This is a genomic window from Gelidibacter salicanalis (assembly GCF_007997285.1).
GTDB classification, from domain to species: domain Bacteria; phylum Bacteroidota; class Bacteroidia; order Flavobacteriales; family Flavobacteriaceae; genus Gelidibacter; species Gelidibacter salicanalis.
The window spans coordinates 69511-89443 of record NZ_VORX01000006.1 but is presented as its reverse complement, the minus strand read 5'-3'; the positions used below and the strand labels follow the sequence as shown (position 1 = coordinate 89443).

At 38.4% G+C, this 19933-nt stretch carries 16 protein-coding genes and 2 tRNA genes; 7 read left to right on the top strand and 11 right to left on the bottom strand.

Features of this window, described 5'->3' with window-relative positions; all coding sequences use genetic code 11:
* Positions 1 to 3 precede the first annotated feature (3 nt).
* Complete coding sequence (gene galE / locus ES711_RS12640) at positions 4 to 1026, bottom strand: UDP-glucose 4-epimerase GalE (protein WP_146893667.1); 1023 nt, start codon at positions 1024 to 1026, stop codon at positions 4 to 6.
* Positions 1027 to 2166: a DegT/DnrJ/EryC1/StrS family aminotransferase gene (locus ES711_RS12635; protein WP_146893666.1), complete on the bottom strand. Its 1140-nt coding sequence runs from the start codon at positions 2164 to 2166 to the stop codon at positions 1027 to 1029. It lies immediately after the preceding gene.
* A gap of 213 nt (positions 2167 to 2379) precedes the next feature.
* Between ES711_RS12635 and ES711_RS12630 the strand changes: the two genes are divergently transcribed.
* Together ES711_RS12630 and ES711_RS12625 are read left to right on the top strand one after the other, a co-directional pair.
* Positions 2380 to 3612 carry a 3-deoxy-D-manno-octulosonic acid transferase gene (locus ES711_RS12630; RefSeq protein ID WP_146893665.1) on the top strand — a complete coding sequence of 411 codons (1233 nt, stop codon included), beginning with the start codon at positions 2380 to 2382 and terminating at the stop codon, positions 3610 to 3612.
* Positions 3613 to 3714: 102 nt separating this feature from the next.
* Complete coding sequence (locus ES711_RS12625; protein ID WP_146893664.1) at positions 3715 to 4020, top strand: hypothetical protein; 306 nt, start codon at positions 3715 to 3717, stop codon at positions 4018 to 4020.
* A 109-nt stretch (positions 4021 to 4129) separates the two neighbouring features.
* On the opposite strand, the gene ES711_RS12620 is transcribed toward ES711_RS12625, so the two are convergent.
* From ES711_RS12620 to mutS, 3 genes are all read right to left on the bottom strand, one after another.
* Positions 4130 to 4213, bottom strand: a tRNA-Leu gene (locus ES711_RS12620).
* Between the two features lie 78 nt (positions 4214 to 4291).
* Positions 4292 to 4364: transfer RNA gene (locus tag ES711_RS12615), tRNA-Gly, on the bottom strand.
* 112 nt (positions 4365 to 4476) lie between these two features.
* Positions 4477 to 7089, bottom strand: a complete 2613-nt coding sequence (gene mutS, locus ES711_RS12610) for a DNA mismatch repair protein MutS (RefSeq protein ID WP_146893663.1) — start codon at positions 7087 to 7089, stop codon at positions 4477 to 4479.
* 164 nt (positions 7090 to 7253) lie between these two features.
* On the opposite strand from mutS, the gene ES711_RS12605 reads away from it, so the two are divergent.
* The gene (locus ES711_RS12605; RefSeq protein WP_146893662.1) at positions 7254 to 7790 is read left to right on the top strand and encodes an RNA methyltransferase; all 537 of its coding nucleotides are present in this window, start codon (positions 7254 to 7256) and stop codon (positions 7788 to 7790) included.
* Between the two features lie 94 nt (positions 7791 to 7884).
* On the opposite strand, the gene folK is transcribed toward ES711_RS12605, so the two are convergent.
* On the bottom strand, positions 7885 to 9039 hold the full coding sequence (folK, locus tag ES711_RS12600; RefSeq protein ID WP_146893661.1) for a 2-amino-4-hydroxy-6-hydroxymethyldihydropteridine diphosphokinase: 1155 nt from the start codon (positions 9037 to 9039) through the stop codon (positions 7885 to 7887).
* 398 nt (positions 9040 to 9437) lie between these two features.
* Between folK and ES711_RS12595 the strand changes: the two genes are divergently transcribed.
* The 3 genes from ES711_RS12595 (at position 9438) to rpsU (ending at position 13381) form a co-directional block, all read left to right on the top strand.
* Positions 9438 to 12107 (top strand): AsmA-like C-terminal region-containing protein, encoded by a 2670-nt coding sequence (locus tag ES711_RS12595; RefSeq protein WP_146893660.1) that lies wholly within the window; start codon positions 9438 to 9440, stop codon positions 12105 to 12107.
* A gap of 182 nt (positions 12108 to 12289) precedes the next feature.
* Complete coding sequence (locus tag ES711_RS12590; protein WP_146893659.1) at positions 12290 to 13153, top strand: sigma-70 family RNA polymerase sigma factor; 864 nt, start codon at positions 12290 to 12292, stop codon at positions 13151 to 13153.
* A 33-nt stretch (positions 13154 to 13186) separates the two neighbouring features.
* The gene (rpsU, locus tag ES711_RS12585) at positions 13187 to 13381 is read left to right on the top strand and encodes a 30S ribosomal protein S21 (RefSeq protein WP_133757260.1); all 195 of its coding nucleotides are present in this window, start codon (positions 13187 to 13189) and stop codon (positions 13379 to 13381) included.
* A gap of 37 nt (positions 13382 to 13418) precedes the next feature.
* On the opposite strand, the gene ES711_RS12580 is transcribed toward rpsU, so the two are convergent.
* The gene (locus tag ES711_RS12580) at positions 13419 to 13652 is read right to left on the bottom strand and encodes a hypothetical protein (protein WP_146893658.1); all 234 of its coding nucleotides are present in this window, start codon (positions 13650 to 13652) and stop codon (positions 13419 to 13421) included.
* A 132-nt stretch (positions 13653 to 13784) separates the two neighbouring features.
* Positions 13785 to 14579, bottom strand: coding sequence for a DUF2797 domain-containing protein (locus ES711_RS12575; RefSeq protein WP_146893657.1), 795 nt, complete (start codon positions 14577 to 14579; stop codon positions 13785 to 13787).
* 72 nt (positions 14580 to 14651) lie between these two features.
* Here ES711_RS12575 and ES711_RS12570 point away from each other — a divergent pair, with 72 nt between their 5' ends.
* The gene (locus tag ES711_RS12570; RefSeq protein WP_146893656.1) at positions 14652 to 16166 is read left to right on the top strand and encodes a GH3 auxin-responsive promoter family protein; all 1515 of its coding nucleotides are present in this window, start codon (positions 14652 to 14654) and stop codon (positions 16164 to 16166) included.
* A 281-nt stretch (positions 16167 to 16447) separates the two neighbouring features.
* Here ES711_RS12570 and clpX read toward each other — a convergent pair whose 3' ends face one another.
* The 3 genes from clpX to tig form a co-directional block, all read right to left on the bottom strand.
* Positions 16448 to 17680 carry an ATP-dependent Clp protease ATP-binding subunit ClpX gene (clpX, locus tag ES711_RS12565; RefSeq protein ID WP_146893655.1) on the bottom strand — a complete coding sequence of 411 codons (1233 nt, stop codon included), beginning with the start codon at positions 17678 to 17680 and terminating at the stop codon, positions 16448 to 16450.
* Between the two features lie 64 nt (positions 17681 to 17744).
* Entirely contained in the window at positions 17745 to 18425 is a 681-nt protein-coding gene (locus ES711_RS12560; RefSeq protein ID WP_146893654.1) for a ClpP family protease, read from the bottom strand.
* 133 nt (positions 18426 to 18558) lie between these two features.
* Entirely contained in the window at positions 18559 to 19881 is a 1323-nt protein-coding gene (tig, locus tag ES711_RS12555; protein ID WP_146893653.1) for a trigger factor, read from the bottom strand.
* Between the last annotated feature and the right edge of the window lie 52 nt (positions 19882 to 19933).

Sequence of the window (19933 nt, the reverse complement as noted above, 5' to 3'; positions counted from 1 at the left end):
GAATTAAATATTTCTAAGGTGCTTTTCCCATTTCCAAGCTGATAATAGGGCTTCATCTAGATTGCGTTCCGCTTTCCAACCCAAATCAGTGTTCGCCTTGGTGGTGTCCGCGTAGGCTTGAATAACATCTCCTTCACGTCTTGGAGCAAACTTGTAGTTCAATTTCTCACCAGATACTTTTTCAAAAGAATGAATCACCTCCAACACCGTACTTCCCGTTCCTGTTCCTACGTTAAAGGTCTCGTAATTGGCAGCATTTGTACCTCCTACTAAACGCTCTAAAGCGATGACGTGCGCTTTGGCCAAATCTACCACATGAATATAATCTCTAACACAAGTGCCATCTGTGGTTGGATAATCATTGCCAAATACTGACAATTCTTGACGCAATCCTGCAGCAGTTTGGGTAATGAAAGGCACTAAGTTTTGAGGTACACCGATTGGTAATTCACCAATTTTTGTACTACTATGGGCGCCAATCGGATTGAAATAACGCAACGCAATGGCACTAAGTGACGCATTACTTTTACAGGTATCCTTAATGATTTCCTCTCCAATTTGCTTGGTATTTCCGTAGGGCGATTCGGCTAATTTAATTGATGCAGACTCCGTAATTGGCATTTCATCGGCCTGGCCATAAACGGTACAAGAAGAACTAAATATAAAATTTTGGGTTGGCAACTGCACTAAAGATTTCAACACATACACCAAGGTATTGATGTTGTTTTCATAGTATAATAAAGGTTTTTCAACACTTTCGCCTACTGCCTTGCTCGCTGCAAAATGGATGACCCCAACAATATCTTGATGTTGTTCAAAAAATGATTCGACTTTTGATTTTTCCTTTAAATCCAATTTCTCAAAAATTGGTGCTTTTCCCGTAATGGCCGTTATGCCTGCCAATACATCAATAGACGAATTGGAAAGGTCATCTAGAATAACCACTTCGTAACCTTTTTCCTGTAATTCTACCACGGTATGTGACCCGATAAAACCTAAACCACCAGTAACTAAAACTTTTTTCATTTATGAATTTTTATTTACAAAATTAATAACTGTAGATGTGATGAATTCAATTTGCTCCTCATCTAACTCTGTATGCATTGGCAATGAAATCACTTCCTTAACCAATTGATTGGTGACTGTGAAATCCTCCTCTTTATACCGCACATCTTTATACGCTTTTTGAAGATGCAACGGAATTGGGTAATAGACACCACAAGGGATGCCATTTTCATTTAAATGTTTCACTAAGGCATCTCTATTCACCTCTTTCACTTTTAGAGTGTATTGATGAAAGACATGATTATCTACACTACCTTCCCTAAATGGGGTTACAATATGCTCATGACCTTCAAACGCTTTGTCATAAGCATTCGCCGCTTTCAATCGGGCGGCGTTATAGCTTTCTAAATGGGTGAGTTTGGTGTTTAAAACAGCCGCCTGGATAGAATCCAACCGAGAATTAACCCCTACGACATCATGATGATAACGCTCATACATACCGTGATTAACGATACCTCTAAGTTTATGGGCAAGTGCGCCATCATTCGTAAAAATAGCACCGCCATCACCATAACACCCTAAATTTTTAGATGGGAAAAAAGATGTTGACGCCACATGACCAATGGTGCCCACCTTCGCTTTTGTACCGTCCGAATAAGTGTAAGTGGCACCAATAGCCTGCGCGTTATCTTCAATTACATATAGATTATGCGCTTTGGCAATGCCCATAATGGCTTCCATATTAGCGCATTGTCCAAATAAATGCACCGGTACAATAGCTTTGGTTTTAGGAGTAATCGCTTTTTTGATGGCTTCCACATCAATATTAAAGGTTTTTGGATCTACATCAACCAAAACTGGGGTTAATTGCAATAGCGCAATAACCTCAACGGTAGCGGCAAAAGTAAAATCAGCCGTAATCACTTCATCACCTGGTTTTAAATCCAAGCCCATCATAGCAATTTGCAAAGCATCTGTCCCGTTGGCACAAGGAATGACATGCTTGACGCCGAGATAGGATTCTAAATTTTTCTGAAATTCGTGTACTTGAGGCCCGTTAATATAAGCTGTCGTATCGAGCACTTGAAAAATGGACGCATCAACATGGTCCTTAATTTTTTGATATTGACCTTTAAGATCAACCATTTGTATGTTTTTCATCTAAATAATTGTAGGAATGAATACTTGAATCCCTCAGGATTCATCAACGCGTAAAATTACGAAATTGCCTCGCTTATACCAATCATTCCTAAAGGTTTAATTTCGTGAACCTACTGAAATTACATTATTCAATCGTTGAATCGTAATAATATTCAGGCTTCTTTTTCAGACAATTTATTATAAAGAAATGTATTTTAGCACAAATCAATTTTCTTGAAATTACTTTACAACATAGCGCTCCATACTACCGAAGTATTACTAAAAATACTAGGTCTTTTTAATGATAAAATCAAAGCAGGAGTTCTCGGACGAGGAGACACCTTTAAATTATTAGCTTCAAAAATAAAGCTTGAAGACAAGACCTTATGGTTCCATTGCGCCTCGTTGGGCGAATACGAACAAGGTTTACCAATTTTTAAAAAATTGAGGGCGGATTATCCCAACCACAAAATTGTCCTGAGTTTTTTCTCGCCTTCAGGATACGAAATCCGAAAAAACACAGCAGTCGCAGATGTTGTTGTTTATCTTCCCATGGACACCAGTAGTAACGCCAAACGTTTTGTTACGCTACTGAAGCCGGAGTTGACCATTTTTGTGAAGTATGAGGTGTGGCCCAATTATATGAACGCCTTAAAACAATATAATTTAAGAACAATTCTTATTTCTGCCGTGTTTCGCGCGGACCAGCCTTATTTTAAGTTTTATGGTGGCATCATGCGTGACGCCTTAGGAAGTTTTGATCATATTTTTGTTCAGCATGAGGCGTCACAAAGTCTTTTAAACTCGATTGGATTCACTAAAGTCACGGTGGCTGGAGATACGCGCTATGATCGTGTTTCCGATCAGCTGCTGCAAGACAATACATTAACATTTATTGAACAGTTTAAAGCGGATCAGCTATGCATTGTCGTGGGGAGCTCCTGGCCTGAAGACGAATCTCTTTTTATTGAATACCTCAACAAAAGCCAAGTCAATCTTAAAGTGATTATTGCACCCCATAACATCAAGGATCCACAAATAGCCCATTTAAAATCGCAGCTTAAAAAGAAAACAGTGCTTTTTTCAGAAAAAGATGGCCATCAGCTGGCAGATTATGAGTTGCTGATTATTGACACCATTGGCCTTTTAAGCAAAATCTATAGTTATGCAGATATTGCGTATGTGGGTGGCGCAATGGGCAGCACTGGGCTGCATAACATTTTAGAGCCTGCTGTGTTCGGGGCGCCCATCATCATCGGCAAAAACTACACTAAATTCCCGGAAGCTTTTCAAATGATTGCCCACGGGGGTGTACAAGCCATTGAGAATGGTTACGACTTACAACTCGCGCTTAACACGTTAATTAATAACTCTGAGAAACGAGCGCGATTAGGGACTTTAAATGCTGATTTTATAAAAACTCATCAGGGTGCTGTCATCCAAATTATGGACTACATACGTAAATAAACCCGAGAACGCAGGGTGTTCTTAAAAAAATGTTAAAGCATTTGTTGGAGACGTCCTGAAGTTTTATAAATTTGTACTCAAATTAACACTAAAACAATCACAATGAAAAAATTATTATTAAGTACTGTATTGGTGGTAGCCCTTGGCTTATCATTCACATCATGTAGAGAAACTGAAAACAAAGCGGACGATATGAATGACGCTATTGAAAACACTGCTGATGATGTTGCAGACGACTTAGAAGATGCTGGTAGAGCAATTGATAACGCAGCTGATGATGTTGCTGATGAAACTGAAGGTGCTTTAGAAAAAGCTGGTAAAGCGATTGACAACGCCTCAAATGAAGTAAAAGAAGCTGGTAAAGCAATTGATGGCGCAGCAAAGGAAGTTGTTGGAGACGACAACTAATTAATGCATACATTACATATATAAAAGGACCTAACATTTAGTTGGGTCTTTTTTTAGATCCTAATTGAAAACAAAAAACCCTGACAATCATATGATTATCAGGGTCTCGTACTCAAGGCGGGACTTGAACCCGCACGTCCTAATGGACACAGGATTTTAAGTCCGGCGTGTCTACCAATTCCACCACTTGAGCAGCTATAAAAAGTATTCATTGCTTAAAAACAATGTTTCGCAGCAGCGAAATCCATACTTCAATTTTCTTTTGGTATTGAGCGAAAAACGGGATTCGAACCCGCGACCTCCACCTTGGCAAGGTGGCGCTCTACCAGCTGAGCTATTTTCGCGTTGTATTCAATAATCTAAGAACTTAGCAACCGACGTGTATCGGATTGCGAGGGCAAATTTAATATATTTCTTAGAAATGCAAAGCCTTTTAGCTAAAAAAAGATAAAATATTTATGCACGTTTCTTTTTCAGCAACATACGTTTAATTTCATTCAACTTCATAAGCGCTTCAACTGGCGTTAGCACGTCAATATCAATATTGACAATCTCCTCCTTAATCTGCTCTAAGAGAGGATCATCCAAATTAAAAAAGCTCAATTGCATGTCGTTTTCGAGCGTTCGCACCTTATCGGTGAGTTCTTCACTACTGTGTGATTTCTCCAGTTGCTTTAAGATTTTATTGGCGCGATGGATGACTTGTTGTGGCATTCCCGCCATTTTTGCCACGTGAATTCCAAAACTGTGTTGACTACCGCCCTCCACCAGTTTTCTTAAAAAGAGCACATTATTTTTTAATTCTTTTACAGACACATTAAAATTTTTGATGCGCGCAAAAGTTTCAGTCATTTCATTTAACTCGTGATAATGCGTGGCAAATAAGGTTTTGGCTTTGCTCGGGTGTTCATGTAGATACTCGCTAATGGCCCAAGCGATAGAGATACCATCATACGTACTGGTACCACGGCCAATTTCATCTAATAACACCAAACTCCGATCTGATATGTTATTCAAAATGGATGCGGTTTCATTCATCTCGACCATAAACGTCGATTCGCCCATTGAAATGTTGTCACTCGCTCCTACCCTGGTAAATATTTTATCCGTTAAGCCGATGGTAGCAGCTTCCGCGGGCACAAAACTTCCCATTTGCGCCAACAATACGATCAGTGCGGTTTGACGCAGGATTGCCGATTTACCAGACATATTGGGACCGGTAATCATGATGATTTGCTGTTGCTCTCTATCCAAATACACGTTATTTGCAATGTACGGCTCGCCATGTGGCAATTGTTTTTCAATAACCGGGTGCCTCCCGTTTTTAATATCTAGCGCATAGCTTTCATTAATCTCAGGACGTGTGTACTGGTTTTCGGAAGCTAATTGTGCAAACCCGCATAAGCAATCCAATTGCGCAATTAAGGCAGAATTCTTTTGAACAGGTTTGATAAATTGCTGTATCCACAAGACCAGTTCTGAAAACAGTTGCTGCTCTATGGCCAAAATGCGTTCTTCAGCACCCAATATTTTTGTTTCGTATTCTTTTAATTCTTCGGTAATGTAACGCTCAGCACTCACCAAGGTCTGTTTGCGGATCCAATGGTCCGGCACCTTATCTTTATGGGTGTGGCGCACTTCAATATAGTATCCAAATACGTTATTGGAAGCTATTTTGAGGGAGGTAATGCCGGTGATTTTACTCTCCCGCTCTAACATGGCATCCAAATAATCTTTCCCTGAGGTTGACAAAGCTCGCAATTCTTTCAATTCAGCAGAAAAGTCAGACGCAATCGTGTTCCCTTTCAAAATATTTACGGGCGCCTCTTCGTTTAAGGTTTCTTTTATACGCTGACGTAATTCTTCACAGAGCTCCAGACTATCACCTATATGCTGCAACGCCTTATTATTCGTGTTTTGGGTAAGTGTTTTAATCGGGACAATTGCCTCTAAAGCATTTTTTAATTGCACCACTTCCCTTGGGCAGATTTTAACCGTGGCTACTTTAGAAATGAGCCGTTCAATATCGCCAATATGTTTGATCTGGTTTTGAATTTTTTTCAACACAATGGCATCATCATAAAGGTATTGGACCACTTCATGACGCTGGTTAATTTTATCGATACTAATCAGCGGCAATGCTAACCAGCGTTTTAATAAGCGTCCTCCCATAGGCGAAATGGTACGATCAATGACGTCAATCAGGGTGACCGCATTTTGATTGTACGAATGGTACAGTTCCAAGTTTTTTATAGTGAAACGATCCATCCACACATGATCATTTTGGGTCACACGCTGAATGGTGGTGATGTGTTGCAATTTGTGATGCTGCGTTTCGCTGAGGTAATGCAAGGCAGCACCCGCCGCCACAATGCCTTCGAATAGATCCTCAATCCCAAAGCCTTTTAAAGATTTGGTTTGAAAATGTTTCAGTAAGGTTTCATTGGCATAATCATCTTGAAACACCCAATCTTCCATATAAAACGTGTGAAACTCGCCACCAAATACATTTTTAAATTCGTTACGTTTTGGTTTTGAGACCAACACTTCACTAGGTCTAAAGTTCTGAAGCAGCTTATCTATATATTCGGCATTGCCTTGAGAGACCAAAAATTCGCCTGTAGAGACATCTAAAAATGCAACCCCAATCTGATTTTTACCAAAACAAACGGCGGCCAAAAAGTTGTTCGATTTCGAGTGCAGAATATCATCATTCAACGCAACACCGGGCGTCACCAATTCCGTGACACCGCGCTTTACAATGGTTTTGGTTTGCTTCGGATCTTCCAATTGGTCGCAAATGGCCACCCGACAACCAGCCTTTACTAATTTTGGCAAATAATTGTTCAAGGAATGGTGCGGAAATCCGGCGAGCTCAATTTCGCTCTCACTCCCAGCACCCCGTTTGGTCAAAATAATATCTAATATTTTGGAAGCCTTTACTGCATCTTCTCCAAAGGTTTCATAGAAATCGCCCACTCTAAAAAGCAAAAGAGCATCAGGATACTTTGCTTTAATGGCATTGTATTGTTTCATTAACGGGGTCTCCTTTTTTATATTCTTTGCCAATGGATTTCTGTTTTAAATACTATTTTTGCCCTAATTATCAGGACCGCTAAGGTACTTATAATTTGAGGCTTTGTAAAATACAGGGCTGAATAGTTATTTACATTTAATGAAAAAATAAGTCCGGGCAGAATGACCTTAATCCTGCACTGGCCAACACAAGCAACATGCGAAAACTAAAAAATAGCGAATTGGACCGTTTAAGTGTGGACGAATTCAAATCCACTGAAAAGACGCCACTTATAATTGTTTTAGACAATATTAGAAGTTTAAATAATATTGGTTCAGTCTTTAGAACGAGTGATGCATTTCTGGTCGAAAAGATTTATTTATGTGGCATTACCGCAACACCACCTCATAAGGACATTCATAAAACTGCTTTGGGGAGTACAGATACGGTAGATTGGGAATACGCAGAACATACCATGGCTGTAATTGATAAATTAAAGGCTGATAAGGTTATTGTGGCTTCAGTGGAACAGGCGGAACAGGCGACGATGCTTAACGATTTCCAACCTCAAGCCAATCAGAAGTATGCCTTAGTTTTTGGCAATGAGGTAAAAGGAGTGGCACAACAGGTGGTGAGTGCGAGCGATGTCATTTTAGAAATTCCGCAATTTGGAACAAAACATTCCTTAAACATCTCCGTAAGTTGTGGTGTGGTGGTTTGGGATATTTTTGCAAAAATGAGTGCAGAACACTAAGCAATAAGGTTCAAGAAAGCAATGAAGACACCAGAGCTTGTGAATATTACAAGACCTTACTTAATACTTAATACTCAATTCTTAATACTCACTACTACAAAACCTCAGCCGGCGTACAAATCTCTCCCAACACCCACAAATAATCCTCACGCTTGTCTACAAAGTCGCGATCTGAAATATCAATAATTTTCACGTTGAGCTCTGTTTGGTTTTTTAGAAACTCCAGATAGCCCGCATTAATTTTTTCGAGGTAGTTGTTTTCGATATTTTGTTCGTAATCGCGCCCGCGCTTTTTAATATTGGCCTGTAAGCGTTCTGTATTCTGATAGAGATAGACGTATAAATCGGGCTTGGCAATATCCTTATACATCAAATAGAATAATTTTCTGTACAATCGAAATTCATCTTCGGGCAAGGTAATCTTCGAGAAAATTAAGGATTTATAAATATCATAGTCGCTGATCATAAAATCCTTAAACAAATCTAATTGTGAAAGGTCGTCACTGATTTGCTGGTACCTGTCGGCCAGAAATGACATCTCTAAAGTAAAAGCGTAACGTTGCGGTTCTTCGTAAAATTTTGGTAAAAACGGATTGTCAGCATAACGTTCTAAAATCAATTTGGCATTAAACTCATTAGAAATTTGATGTGCCAAACTTGTTTTACCCGCCCCGATATTTCCTTCAATGGCGATATAATTATAAGACCCAAAATCATAGCGTTTCATGGGGTTTTTTAACCAAACATTTGTGGGTTCAATGGCACTATCGTCATCAACTGCATCCAAAAGTTCTGACACTGACTTCCCTAACGTAGGATGCATCACTTTTGAAGCGATATCACTTAAGGGCTGCAATACAAATTTGCGTTTGTGCATGTGCGGATGCGGCGTGGTTATCAACTCAGATGCCATGACCTGATCGTCATAAAAAATAACGTCCAAGTCAATGGTTCGCGATTCGTAACCTGCGCCAGCTTGTCTAATGCGACCAAGTTCAGTTTCAATGGACAGTAATTTACGCATCACCTCTTCTGCAGAACATTGCGTCTCGATAAACACACATGTGTTTAAAAAATCTTCAGGCGTACTATGGGCTTCAAAATCTAAGGCTGGCGTATTGTACACGCGCGCGATGATATTGATTTTCCCAATGTGTCTAAAAATGAGGTCAACAGCATCCTGCAGATGTTTTAATCTGTCGCCTTTGTTACTCCCAAGTGCAATGTAAACTGAGTGAGGTTGGTCCATAATTATCGCCAAAAATAAAGAAAACAAATGCTTTTTATCAGAATTCTTCGGCTTAAAAATCATTTTTAAAAAAGCAACTATGGCGAATGTTTCAAATTAGAATACTATTTTTTTTTACGGCCGTTTACTTCAACTATATTTGTAGCTTCTAAAGTAGTGACGGAACTGATATAGAGGAATTGCGACACCAATTGTTGTTTTGAAGCCATCATACTGTTGCAGATATTTTAGTTTCACAACAAACTAAGGTTTTTAAACAACTTAATCTGACGGACAACAAACCGCTAAAGTTTTATTAAACTTTAAGTCAATTTCATCTTTTAGAAGCAATATTACGTATATATACCTACTTAACTATTCGGCTTTCAGCTTTATGCGAGTCTCAACTACTGTGTTCAATGAAAAAGTTTTTTAAAATTACCGGCATCACCTTAGCAATTCTGATAGTGTTATTAATTGCCCTTCCTTTTGTATTCCAATCGCAGATTAAAGGCATGGTTAAAAAATTTATCAATCAGAACCTCAATGCGAACGTCGAATTTAGCGACGTGAGCTTAAGTTTATTTCGCAGTTTTCCACAGGCCCATGTAGAAGTCAGCGATTTAGTGATTACAAACTTTGAACCTTTTAAGGACGAAACCTTTGCTACGGCAAAAAATCTCAATTTTACAATGTCCGTCAAAGAACTTTTTAAAACTTCTGACGACCCGATTATCGTAAATTCCATCAATATCAATGAAGCCTTATTGACCCTAAAAACAGATGCTTTTGGAAACATCAATTACGATATTGTAAAAGAAAGTGAAAACGCGCAGGATTCAACCTCAAGTTTTTCCTTTGACATTCAAGACTACAGCATTAAAAAGAGTGCTATAACCTATATTGATATTCCTGGAGACCTGCAATTTTATGTTACCGAATTGAACCATACCGGTAAGGGCACATTTTCTGGTGCTATTTCAGAATTGGACACAAAATCTGAAGCGAACGTGAGCTTAACCCTGGACAGCATCAACTATTTGAACAATAACCATGTGACCCTGGACGCTTTGATTGATCTGGATTTAAATGCGCAGAAATATACGTTTAAGAAAAACAGTGCGCTCATCAATCAGCTCCCGGTTACTTTTGACGGCTTTGTACAAATCCTCGAAGAAGGTCAGCTCATCGATCTTTCATTTAAAAACACGGGATCGTCTTTTAAGGACTTTTTAGCGGTGATGCCGGCTGTATACGCCAAGAATCTAGATAATGTTGAAACGACCGGAAACTTTAACGTGAATGGGATCATAAAGGGGAAAGTTACAGAAACAACAATTCCAACCTTAGACATCAGCATTTCCTCTGAGAATGCATCGTTTAAATATCCTGATTTGCCAAAACGTGTGGAAAACATCGTGATCGACACTAAAATTATAAATGAGACGGGAAACGCAGACGATACCTATCTCGCGATTAACACCTTGAATTTTAAAATTGATAGCGATGTGTTTAAAGCGTCTGCATTAATTAAAAATATTACCGGAAATATGTTGGTAAATGCTGACATTGACGGTACCTTAAATTTAGCAAACCTTACCAAAGCTTATCCTTTGGAGTTGGAAAATGAGCTGAGCGGCATCCTAAAAGCGAAAATAAACACTGCTTTTGACATGAACGCTATCGAAACCAGTGCGTATGACAGAATAAAGGCCTCCGGAAATGCCAACATCACCAATTTAGTATTTAGTACGGATGCGATGAACCACCCGTTACACATCTCTAAGGCTGACATGACCTTTAATCCGTCTACAGTCACCTTGAACAGCTTTAGTGCCAAAACGGGTCAAAGCGATTTTACAGCTACGGGAACGATCAACAATTTGATTGGTTTTATGTTGAGCAAAAAGGTGAATCTGAAAGGCAATTTTAATTTGAATTCAAACACTCTAGCGCTGAATGATTTTATGAGTACAGAAACGGAGAGCACAACCGCGGCAACATCTAAAAAAGCAGCCGTAGTAACGGAAGGTCTAAAAATCCCACAGTTCTTGGAATGTACCATTATTGCGAATGCCAACACGGTTATTTATGACAATTTGAATCTTAAAAATGTGAAGGGCGTTTTATACATTAAGGACCAACAGGCGACCATCAGTAATTTAAGCTCCACTATTTTTGGTGGCATATTGGCTGTTTCCGGAGACGTCAGCACAAAATCCGATACCCCAACATTTAATTTAAAATTAGATGCGAGCAGCTTTGATATTGCCAAGTCATTTACTGATTTGGAGTTATTGCAAAATTTAGCGCCCATTGCTAAAGCTTTACAAGGTAAATTGAACACGAGCCTTAACATCTCAGGAACCTTAGACAAGGAATTTTCGCCCAATTTAAATACCATCACAGGAAATGCCATAGCAGAATTACTCACTACGGATATTAATGAGAAAGCGAGTCCGCTATTATCACAATTAAGCGGTGTTTTAAATTTTATCGATTTTGGCGAATTGGACTTGAATGATCTTAAGGCAAATTTAGAGTTTGCAAATGGAAAAGTTTCGGTAAAACCGTTCAACTTAGCCTATAAAGATATCGGCATCGTGGTTTCAGGAGCCCATGGCTTTGACAATACGATGGCTTATAATGCGGTGTTTAATGTGCCAGCCAAATATTTGGGAAGCGAGGTCAATAGATTGATTGGTAAAATTAACGACAATGAAGTCAATAAAATTCTTATTCCGGTAAGTGCCAATATTTCCGGAACCTTTTCTAATCCTAAGGTGTCAACCGACTTAACCAGTGGTGTCGCCAATTTAACCAAGCAACTGATTGAGATTGAAAAACAGAAACTCATAGGTAAAGGTACCGATAAGCTAAAAGATTTGATTGGCGAAGCTATGGGTGGCGCTAAAAACCAAACTACAGCACCAACCACTAAAAAAGACACAACGCGTACCGAAACCGATTCTGATGTAAAAACACCGAGCATTAAGAGGGATAGCACGAAAACAGGAAGCGATGTGATTAAAAACACATTAAAAGATATTTTTAATTCTCGAAACAAGAAAAAAGATACGGTAAATTAAATTGAAAACGGAACTGAATGTTTGGACAGAAATGGCCATAATAGATCGAAACAAGCGAAAACAACCTGCAATTTAAAGAAAATTACCCAATTATGTTAAAGTAATGTGAGTTTATTTGCTTTTGTCAAATTAAAAGTTATACTGTAGAGTTACAGTTAACGTATTTAAATAAAAGAGACTAGATGAGGCAATTAAAAATCACCAAGCAGGTTACTAACAGAGAATCCAAATCTCTTGATAAGTATTTACAAGACATCAGTAAACTGCCATTGATTACAGCAGATGAAGAAGTAGAATTGGCACAACGCATTAGAACAGGAGATCAAGAGGCTTTAGATAAGCTGACCACCTCCAATCTTCGTTTTGTCGTATCAGTCGCTAAACAATACCAAAACCAGGGCCTGACATTGCCCGATTTAATTAACGAAGGTAACGCTGGCCTAGTAAAAGCAGCTAAACGTTTTGATGAAACCAGAGGTTTTAAATTTATTTCTTATGCAGTTTGGTGGATTCGTCAAGCAATTCTTCAAGCTTTAGCAGAACAATCTCGAATAGTTAGATTACCTTTGAACAAAATTGGCTCGATCAATAAGATCAATAAAGCCTATTCATTTTTGGAGCAAGCGCATGAACGTCCGCCTAGTGCTGAAGAAATTGCGACTGAATTAGATTTGACCGTAAAGGATGTGAAGCAGTCTATGAAGAATTCTGGACGTCACATTTCAATGGATGCACCCTTAAAAGAAGGTGAAACCTCAAGTTTATATGATGTGGTTTCTTCTGGTGATTCTCCAAACCCTGATAGAAATTTAATGACGGAGTCATTAAGTTTGGAAATTGATAGAGCGCTCAACACGCTTTCTCAAAAAGAAAGTGATGTGATTAGATTGAATTTTGGCCTTAGCAATCAACCTCCAATGACCTTGGATGAGATTGGTAAGACTTTTGATTTAACCAGAGAACGTGTCCGTCAAATCAGAGAGAAAGGAATCAGAAGATTGAAGCACACTTCAAAAAGTAAAATTTTAAAAACGTATTTGGGATAGTCTCAAATATTTTATATACTCTAATAATTATCTATGTTAAGAATTGAAATCAAAGAAGGCGAAAACATCGAACGCGCCATCAAACGTTACAAACGTAAACACCGCAATGTAAAGGTGATGCAGAATTTGAGAGAGAATCAGTATTTCACTAAACCTTCAGTGAAAAAGAGAAGACAATTGCAAAAAGCTGCTTATATACAAAATTTAAGGGATCAAGAAGAAATGTAGTCTTCTTAAGTACCTTATACCACAAAAAATCACGTTCTTATGACGTGATTTTTTGTTTTCCAATAGGATGATCTTCATAAAAATCATCAAATGTTTTTGTTGTGCTGTACTTATTTTTCAACACTTTATACACCATTATCACCACTAACACTTGGCCGATACAGGTAGCATAAAACACCCAATTAAAGGGCAACTCCATCGCTACCATTATAGTTAGTAGCACCAAAAACAGCGTAGTTAAAATGACATAAAACATGACCGGGACTTTCATAATTTTTTGTGTTAAGTTCATTTTCTGTAGGGCATGCATCAAAGGATGCTACACCCAATTGGACTACCTTAAGTTACAAAAAATATGGTTTCCATCTAATTCTGAGGTGATAAAATAATGTTGAGGAACTACCTAGTGCACAGTCAACGCAACAATAAACCCTTCGTTGCTCCGAATATTGAAGACGGTATCATCTTCAAAAAGGAGGTATTGCCCTTTAATGCCTTTCAAAACACCTTGATAATTGGGCGTTTTAATGAGACTGAGGCTTTTGGGTTTTTCAGGATATTTTAATACCGGAAAATCGATATGGGTTTCTTGGTTACTGGCAATATAGTACTCGGCCGCTTCGTCTGGAATAGAAGCTCGCAATCGGTCGCGCCACTCTACCAAATTCTCGTCAACAATTTCATTTTTAAGCATGGTACGCCAGTTGGTTTTATCGGCAACAAATGCTTTTAAGGCCACTTCAGTGATGCCTGCTAAATAGCGATTGGGCACTTCTACAATCTCAATAGCTTCATGTGCGCCTTGGTCAATCCACCGGGTCGGGACCTGACTTTTTCTGGTGACGCCCACCTTCACATTACTGGAGTTGGCGAGGTAGACGACATGTGGTTGCAATTGCACACGTTTTTCGTAGTCCAAATCGCGATCTTCTTGATCTAAATGCGCCGTACTCAGCTCGGGTCTCATAATCCAATCTGCCGCTTGTGGGATCTCAAAAAAACAGCTTTTACAAAACCCTTGTCTAAAAATTGGCTTATCTAAAGCGCAGTTCAAACATTGGTAGCCAACAAATTGAATGCTGATGGTTTTATCCAACAACTGATTCATATTGATAAAGTCATTTTCAAAAATTAGAAAGTATTGGATAGGATGTGAAAACTCCGTTGCCATTTTGGTCAAGACCCCTTGGTACGTCATTTATTTAAAATTTTATTTAGAAGAATTTATATAAAAAAAGTATTATTTTTAGTCTTTAAAGATACTACAAATATGCCAATTCCATTAGTAAATTCAATTGCTTCATGGTTCTTAAAAAAGCGATTTCACCAAATCGAATTATTTTTAAAGTACCCGAATGAAGTACAGAATGAATTACTTCAAGATCTCATAATTACGGCAAAAGACACGGAAATTGGTAAAACCTATGATTTTGCGAGCATCACCAATTACAGAACATTTGCTGACCGAGTTCCGATAACCAACTACGAAGATAATCAGGCGAATATTGAGCGCTCTCGCTTAGGCGAAAACAATATATTCTGGCCCACACCCATCAAGTGGTTTGCAAAATCAAGTGGGACCACGAATGCCAAAAGTAAATTTATTCCAGTGAGTTACGAGTCCTTAGAAGATTGCCATTATGCAGCGAGTAAGGATCTCCTTTGTATGTACCTCAACAATAATGAAAACTCACAGATGTTTACCGGGAAAAGCTTAAGACTCGGAGGCAGTAAGGAATTGTATAGGGAAAATGGAACGGCCTTCGGAGACTTATCGGCCATCTTGATTGACAACATGCCGTTCTGGGCAGAATATAGCAGTACGCCCAGTAACAAAGTGTCTTTAATGAGCGACTGGGAGCATAAAATGCAGGCGATCGTTAATGAAACCATTAATGAAAATGTGACTAGTCTCGCAGGTGTCCCCTCCTGGATGTTGGTGTTAATGAATAATGTTCTCGAAACCACCAACAAGCAAAGCATTTTTGAAATTTGGCCCAACTTGGAAGTCTATTTTCACGGTGGAGTGAGTTTCTTGCCTTACATCGATCAGTATAAAGCGATCTTGCCGCGTAAGGATTTTAGGTATTATGAAATTTACAATGCTTCAGAAGGGTTCTTCGCCATTCAAGATCAAAATAGTTCTAGCGAGCTTTTGCTCATGTTAGACTACGGCATCTTTTATGAGTTCATTCCTATGGATGCCTATGGCACCCCCGAGCAACGTATTATTCCGCTTGCGGAAGTTGAAAAAGATAAAAATTATGCCGTGGTCATCACCACCAATGCGGGGCTTTGGCGTTATAAGATAGGTGATACCATCCGCTTTACCTCTTTACAACCGTACCGCATTAAGGTAAGTGGCCGCACTAAGCATCACATTAATGTTTTTGGCGAAGAGTTGATTATTGAAAACGCTGAGGATGCCCTGAAAAAAGTCTGCAAGAAGACGAACGCCCAGATAGTAGAATATACGGCAGCTCCTATTTTTATGAGTGGTAAGGATAAGGGCGCCCACGAATGGTTGATTGAATTTAAGACGCCACCCCAAGATATCGATTACTTTAATGAGTTGCTTGACAACGCTCTAAAATCGCTTAATTCCGACTATGAGGCCAAGCGTTACAACAACATTACCTTAAATAGCCCGAAAATTCACGTGGCACGGCACTCATTATTCTACGATTGGTTAAAACAACAAGATAAACTAGGTGGACAACATAAGGTGCCGCGACTTTCCAATACCCGACATTATTTGGATGCTCTCTTAAAAATGAATGAATAGTGGTCATTTGTCGAATAAAACTATGTTTTGAAAAGTTTTGACGAGAATAAATAAAAGTAGGTATAAAAAGTAGGAGCCATATTTTTTTTAACAAATTGATGGTTGTTTTTATAGCGTAGTACTTAAAATAACACCGTTAAAAATGCCTGTTGACCCACGTAAAGAAGATACTATTAGCTCTATAATTTAAGCATTGTACCTGCAAACTTAGTTTTTAAAATTCAAGAAAAAACCACCCTGAAAAGAGTGGTTCTGTTTTTTTGACTACGATCTTTAAAGCGTTATGAAACCGCTTTCAATCTCTTTAAAGTTGTTTTATCTAATTTGTCTTCAGCATACTCTTTGGTGACGTGAAGCTTAGTTTCCTTGCCACTTGGCAACTCAAACATCGCATCCGTGAGGATTTCTTCACAAAGTGATCTCAAACCTCTGGCACCTAATTTATACTCGATGGCTTTTTCAACAATAAAATCTAATGCGCCATCCGTAATGGTGAATTTGATGTTGTCCATTTCAAACAATTTTTGGTATTGTTTAATGATCGCATTTTTAGGTTGGGTTAAAATAGCTCTTAAAGTTTTGGTGTCTAAAGGATCCATATAGGTCAACACCGGCAAACGCCCGATGATTTCAGGAATCAGACCGAAGTCCTTCAAGTCTTTAGGTGTAATGTATTGCAATAGGTTATCAGCATCAATCACATCATCGTGAGCGGCGGCTTTATAACCAATGGCAGCCATGTTCAAGCGTTTTGAGATCATACGTTCCACCCCATCAAAAGCACCCCCAGCGATAAATAAGATATGCTCAGTGTTGACTTCAATAAACTTCTGATCTGGATGCTTACGTCCTCCTTTGGGCGGTACATTAACCGTAGTTCCTTCCAAAAGTTTCAATAAGGCCTGTTGTACGCCTTCACCAGAAACATCTCTAGTAATGGATGGATTATCACTCTTACGGGCAATTTTATCGATTTCATCAATAAACACAATCCCCTTTTCGGCTTTTTCCAAATTGTAATCGGCTACCTGCAATAAACGGGTCAAAATACTTTCAACATCCTCACCAACGTACCCCGCCTCAGTCAATACTGTAGCATCTACAATAGCTAACGGTACATTAAGCATTTTTGCAATGGTTTTGGCCATTAGGGTTTTACCCGTTCCGGTTTGTCCCACCATAATGATATTACTTTTCTGAATATCAATATCATCATTGGTGGCGGGTTGCAACAATCGCTTATAGTGATTGTACACGGCCACAGACATTACTTTCTTGCTGTATTCTTGACCAATAATATATTCATCAAGAAACTTTTTAATTTGCACAGGCTTTTTCAGCATCAAATCTGAAGATAATTCGGCATTATCACTCTGTTTGGATTCTTCTAAAACAATCCCGTGGGCTTGCTCAATACATCTATCACAAATATGTGCATCTAATCCTGCTATTAATAAACTGGTTTCTGGCTTCTTTCTACCACAAAACGAACATTCTAATTCTTCCTTTGCCATAACTCTTTTAATTCCTCATATTATACATTTCAACTTTTATCGCGATGGATAAACTTTGAAATTACTATTTTTTAGTACTAGATAAAACTTCATCAATCATACCATATTCCTTAGCTTTATCAGCTTTCATCCAATAATCACGATCACTATCATTGTACACCTTGTCATACTCTTGACCAGTATGTTTCGCAATGATTTTATACAATTCCTCTTTTAAGGTCATAATCTCTCTAGCGGTAATTTCAATATCACTCGCTTGCCCTTGCGCACCTCCTAAAGGTTGATGGATCATCACACGGGAATGGGTTAAGCCACTGCGCTTACCTTTTTCTCCTGCGCATAATAAAACAGCACCCATAGAGGCGGCCATTCCTGTACAGATGGTAGCAACATCAGGTTTAATCAATTGCATGGTATCATAAATGCCTAAACCGGCATACACACTACCGCCTGGTGAGTTGATATAGATTTGAATATCTTTAGCCGCATCTGTACTTTCCAAGAACAACAATTGTGCTTGAATAATGTTGGCTACTTGATCATTGATTGCTGTACCCATAAAAATGATACGATCCATCATCAATCTTGAAAATACGTCCATTGCTACTGCATTCATTTGACGTTCTTCAATAATATTTGGCGTCAAACCAACAGGGTACATACTGTTCATGATTTGATTATAATAGGTGCTGCTGATGCCTTGATCTTTTATTGCGAATTTTTCAAATTCTTTTCCGTAATCCATAAATATATTTTAGTTCTTAAATTCGTGTTTCCCCAGAGCATTCTGAGGTCATTTGATAACTCTCCATCAGTCAAAAAAAAGCGTAAAACCTAACAGTTTTACGCTCTAAATATAACGATTTAAATTATAATTATTAGCTGTAAAACTCTTTTACAAATTCATCATAGGTTATTTCTTTAACCTTAAGATTTGCTTCGTTTTTATAAAGTTCTAATAATTTTTGGCTCATCAGTTGCTCTGACAAACGCTTTACTTCTTCTCTGTTAGACAAGATACGCGCTGCAATATCTTCCAATTCTTTATCTTGAGGATTCATCTGGCCAAACTGTGCCATTTGTACTTTGATCATGTCTTTAGCAAACGCTTTAAGATCATCAAAGGTGACTTGCAAGTTGTGTTTTTCAATCAATTTGCCTTCGATTAATTGGTAGCGCATGCTTTTTTCAGTATTCTCATACTCTTCCTTAGCCTGGTCAGCATCCAATTGATCTTCTCCCGCAGTTTGCATCCATTTTTGTAAGAAGGCTGCTGGAAGGTCAAATTTGGTATTTTCAACCAAATGTTCCGTAACGTCATTCAAGAATTTTTGATCCCCTTGTTGTCCGAACTGCTTTTCAGAATCTTCCTTGATTTTAGTTTTCAATTCAGTTACTGACGTCACCTCATCCTTACCAAATAATTTATCAAACAACTCCTGATCTAAATCGGCCAATTCTCTTGTGTTAATTTCTTCAATGATAAAGGTCACCTCAACATCTAAATCATGCGCATCATCATGAGCTACCTTTAAGAAGTTCATCAGGTCATGATCATCCTTGAACAATCCTTTAGTGTTCATGCCTACCACATCTCCTACTTTGGCTCCTATTAAAGCCTTCTCAGCAGTTTTACTTTTGATTTTATCTAAAGTAAGCGTCGCATTGTTGTTAATTTCTTTTTCTTCATTCACAAAAACACCAATAATCTCCGAGTCCTTTGTAACGGTGTCTTGAGAGATCAATTTGCCGTATTGCTTACGGATATGCTCCACCTGACCATCAATCATTTTGTCATCAGCGACAATTTTATAGTGCGTGATTGCTTTTTTACCCTTTAGATCCACCTCAAATTCTGGGGCTAAACCTAATTCAAACTCAAAAGAGAAGGAATCAGCATCCCAATCTAAATCATCTTGAGCTTTAGGTAAAGGATTGCCTAAGACATCCAATTTCTCTTCAGTTAAGTATTTTTTAAGAGCATCTTGTAAAAGCTTGTTGACCTCATCAACCAAAACGGCTTTTCCATATTGCTTTTTAACCATGGTCATTGGCACATGACCTTTTCTAAATCCTGGAATATTAGCTGATTTACGATAATCTGTAAGAATCTTTTCAACCTTATCACTATAGTCTTCTTTAGCGATATCTACTTTTACAACAGCATTTAATGCGTCAATGTTTTCTCTTGTAATATTCATATTATAATTATAAAGCCTACGGCGTTTTAATGTTTAACGATTTTTCTAACCT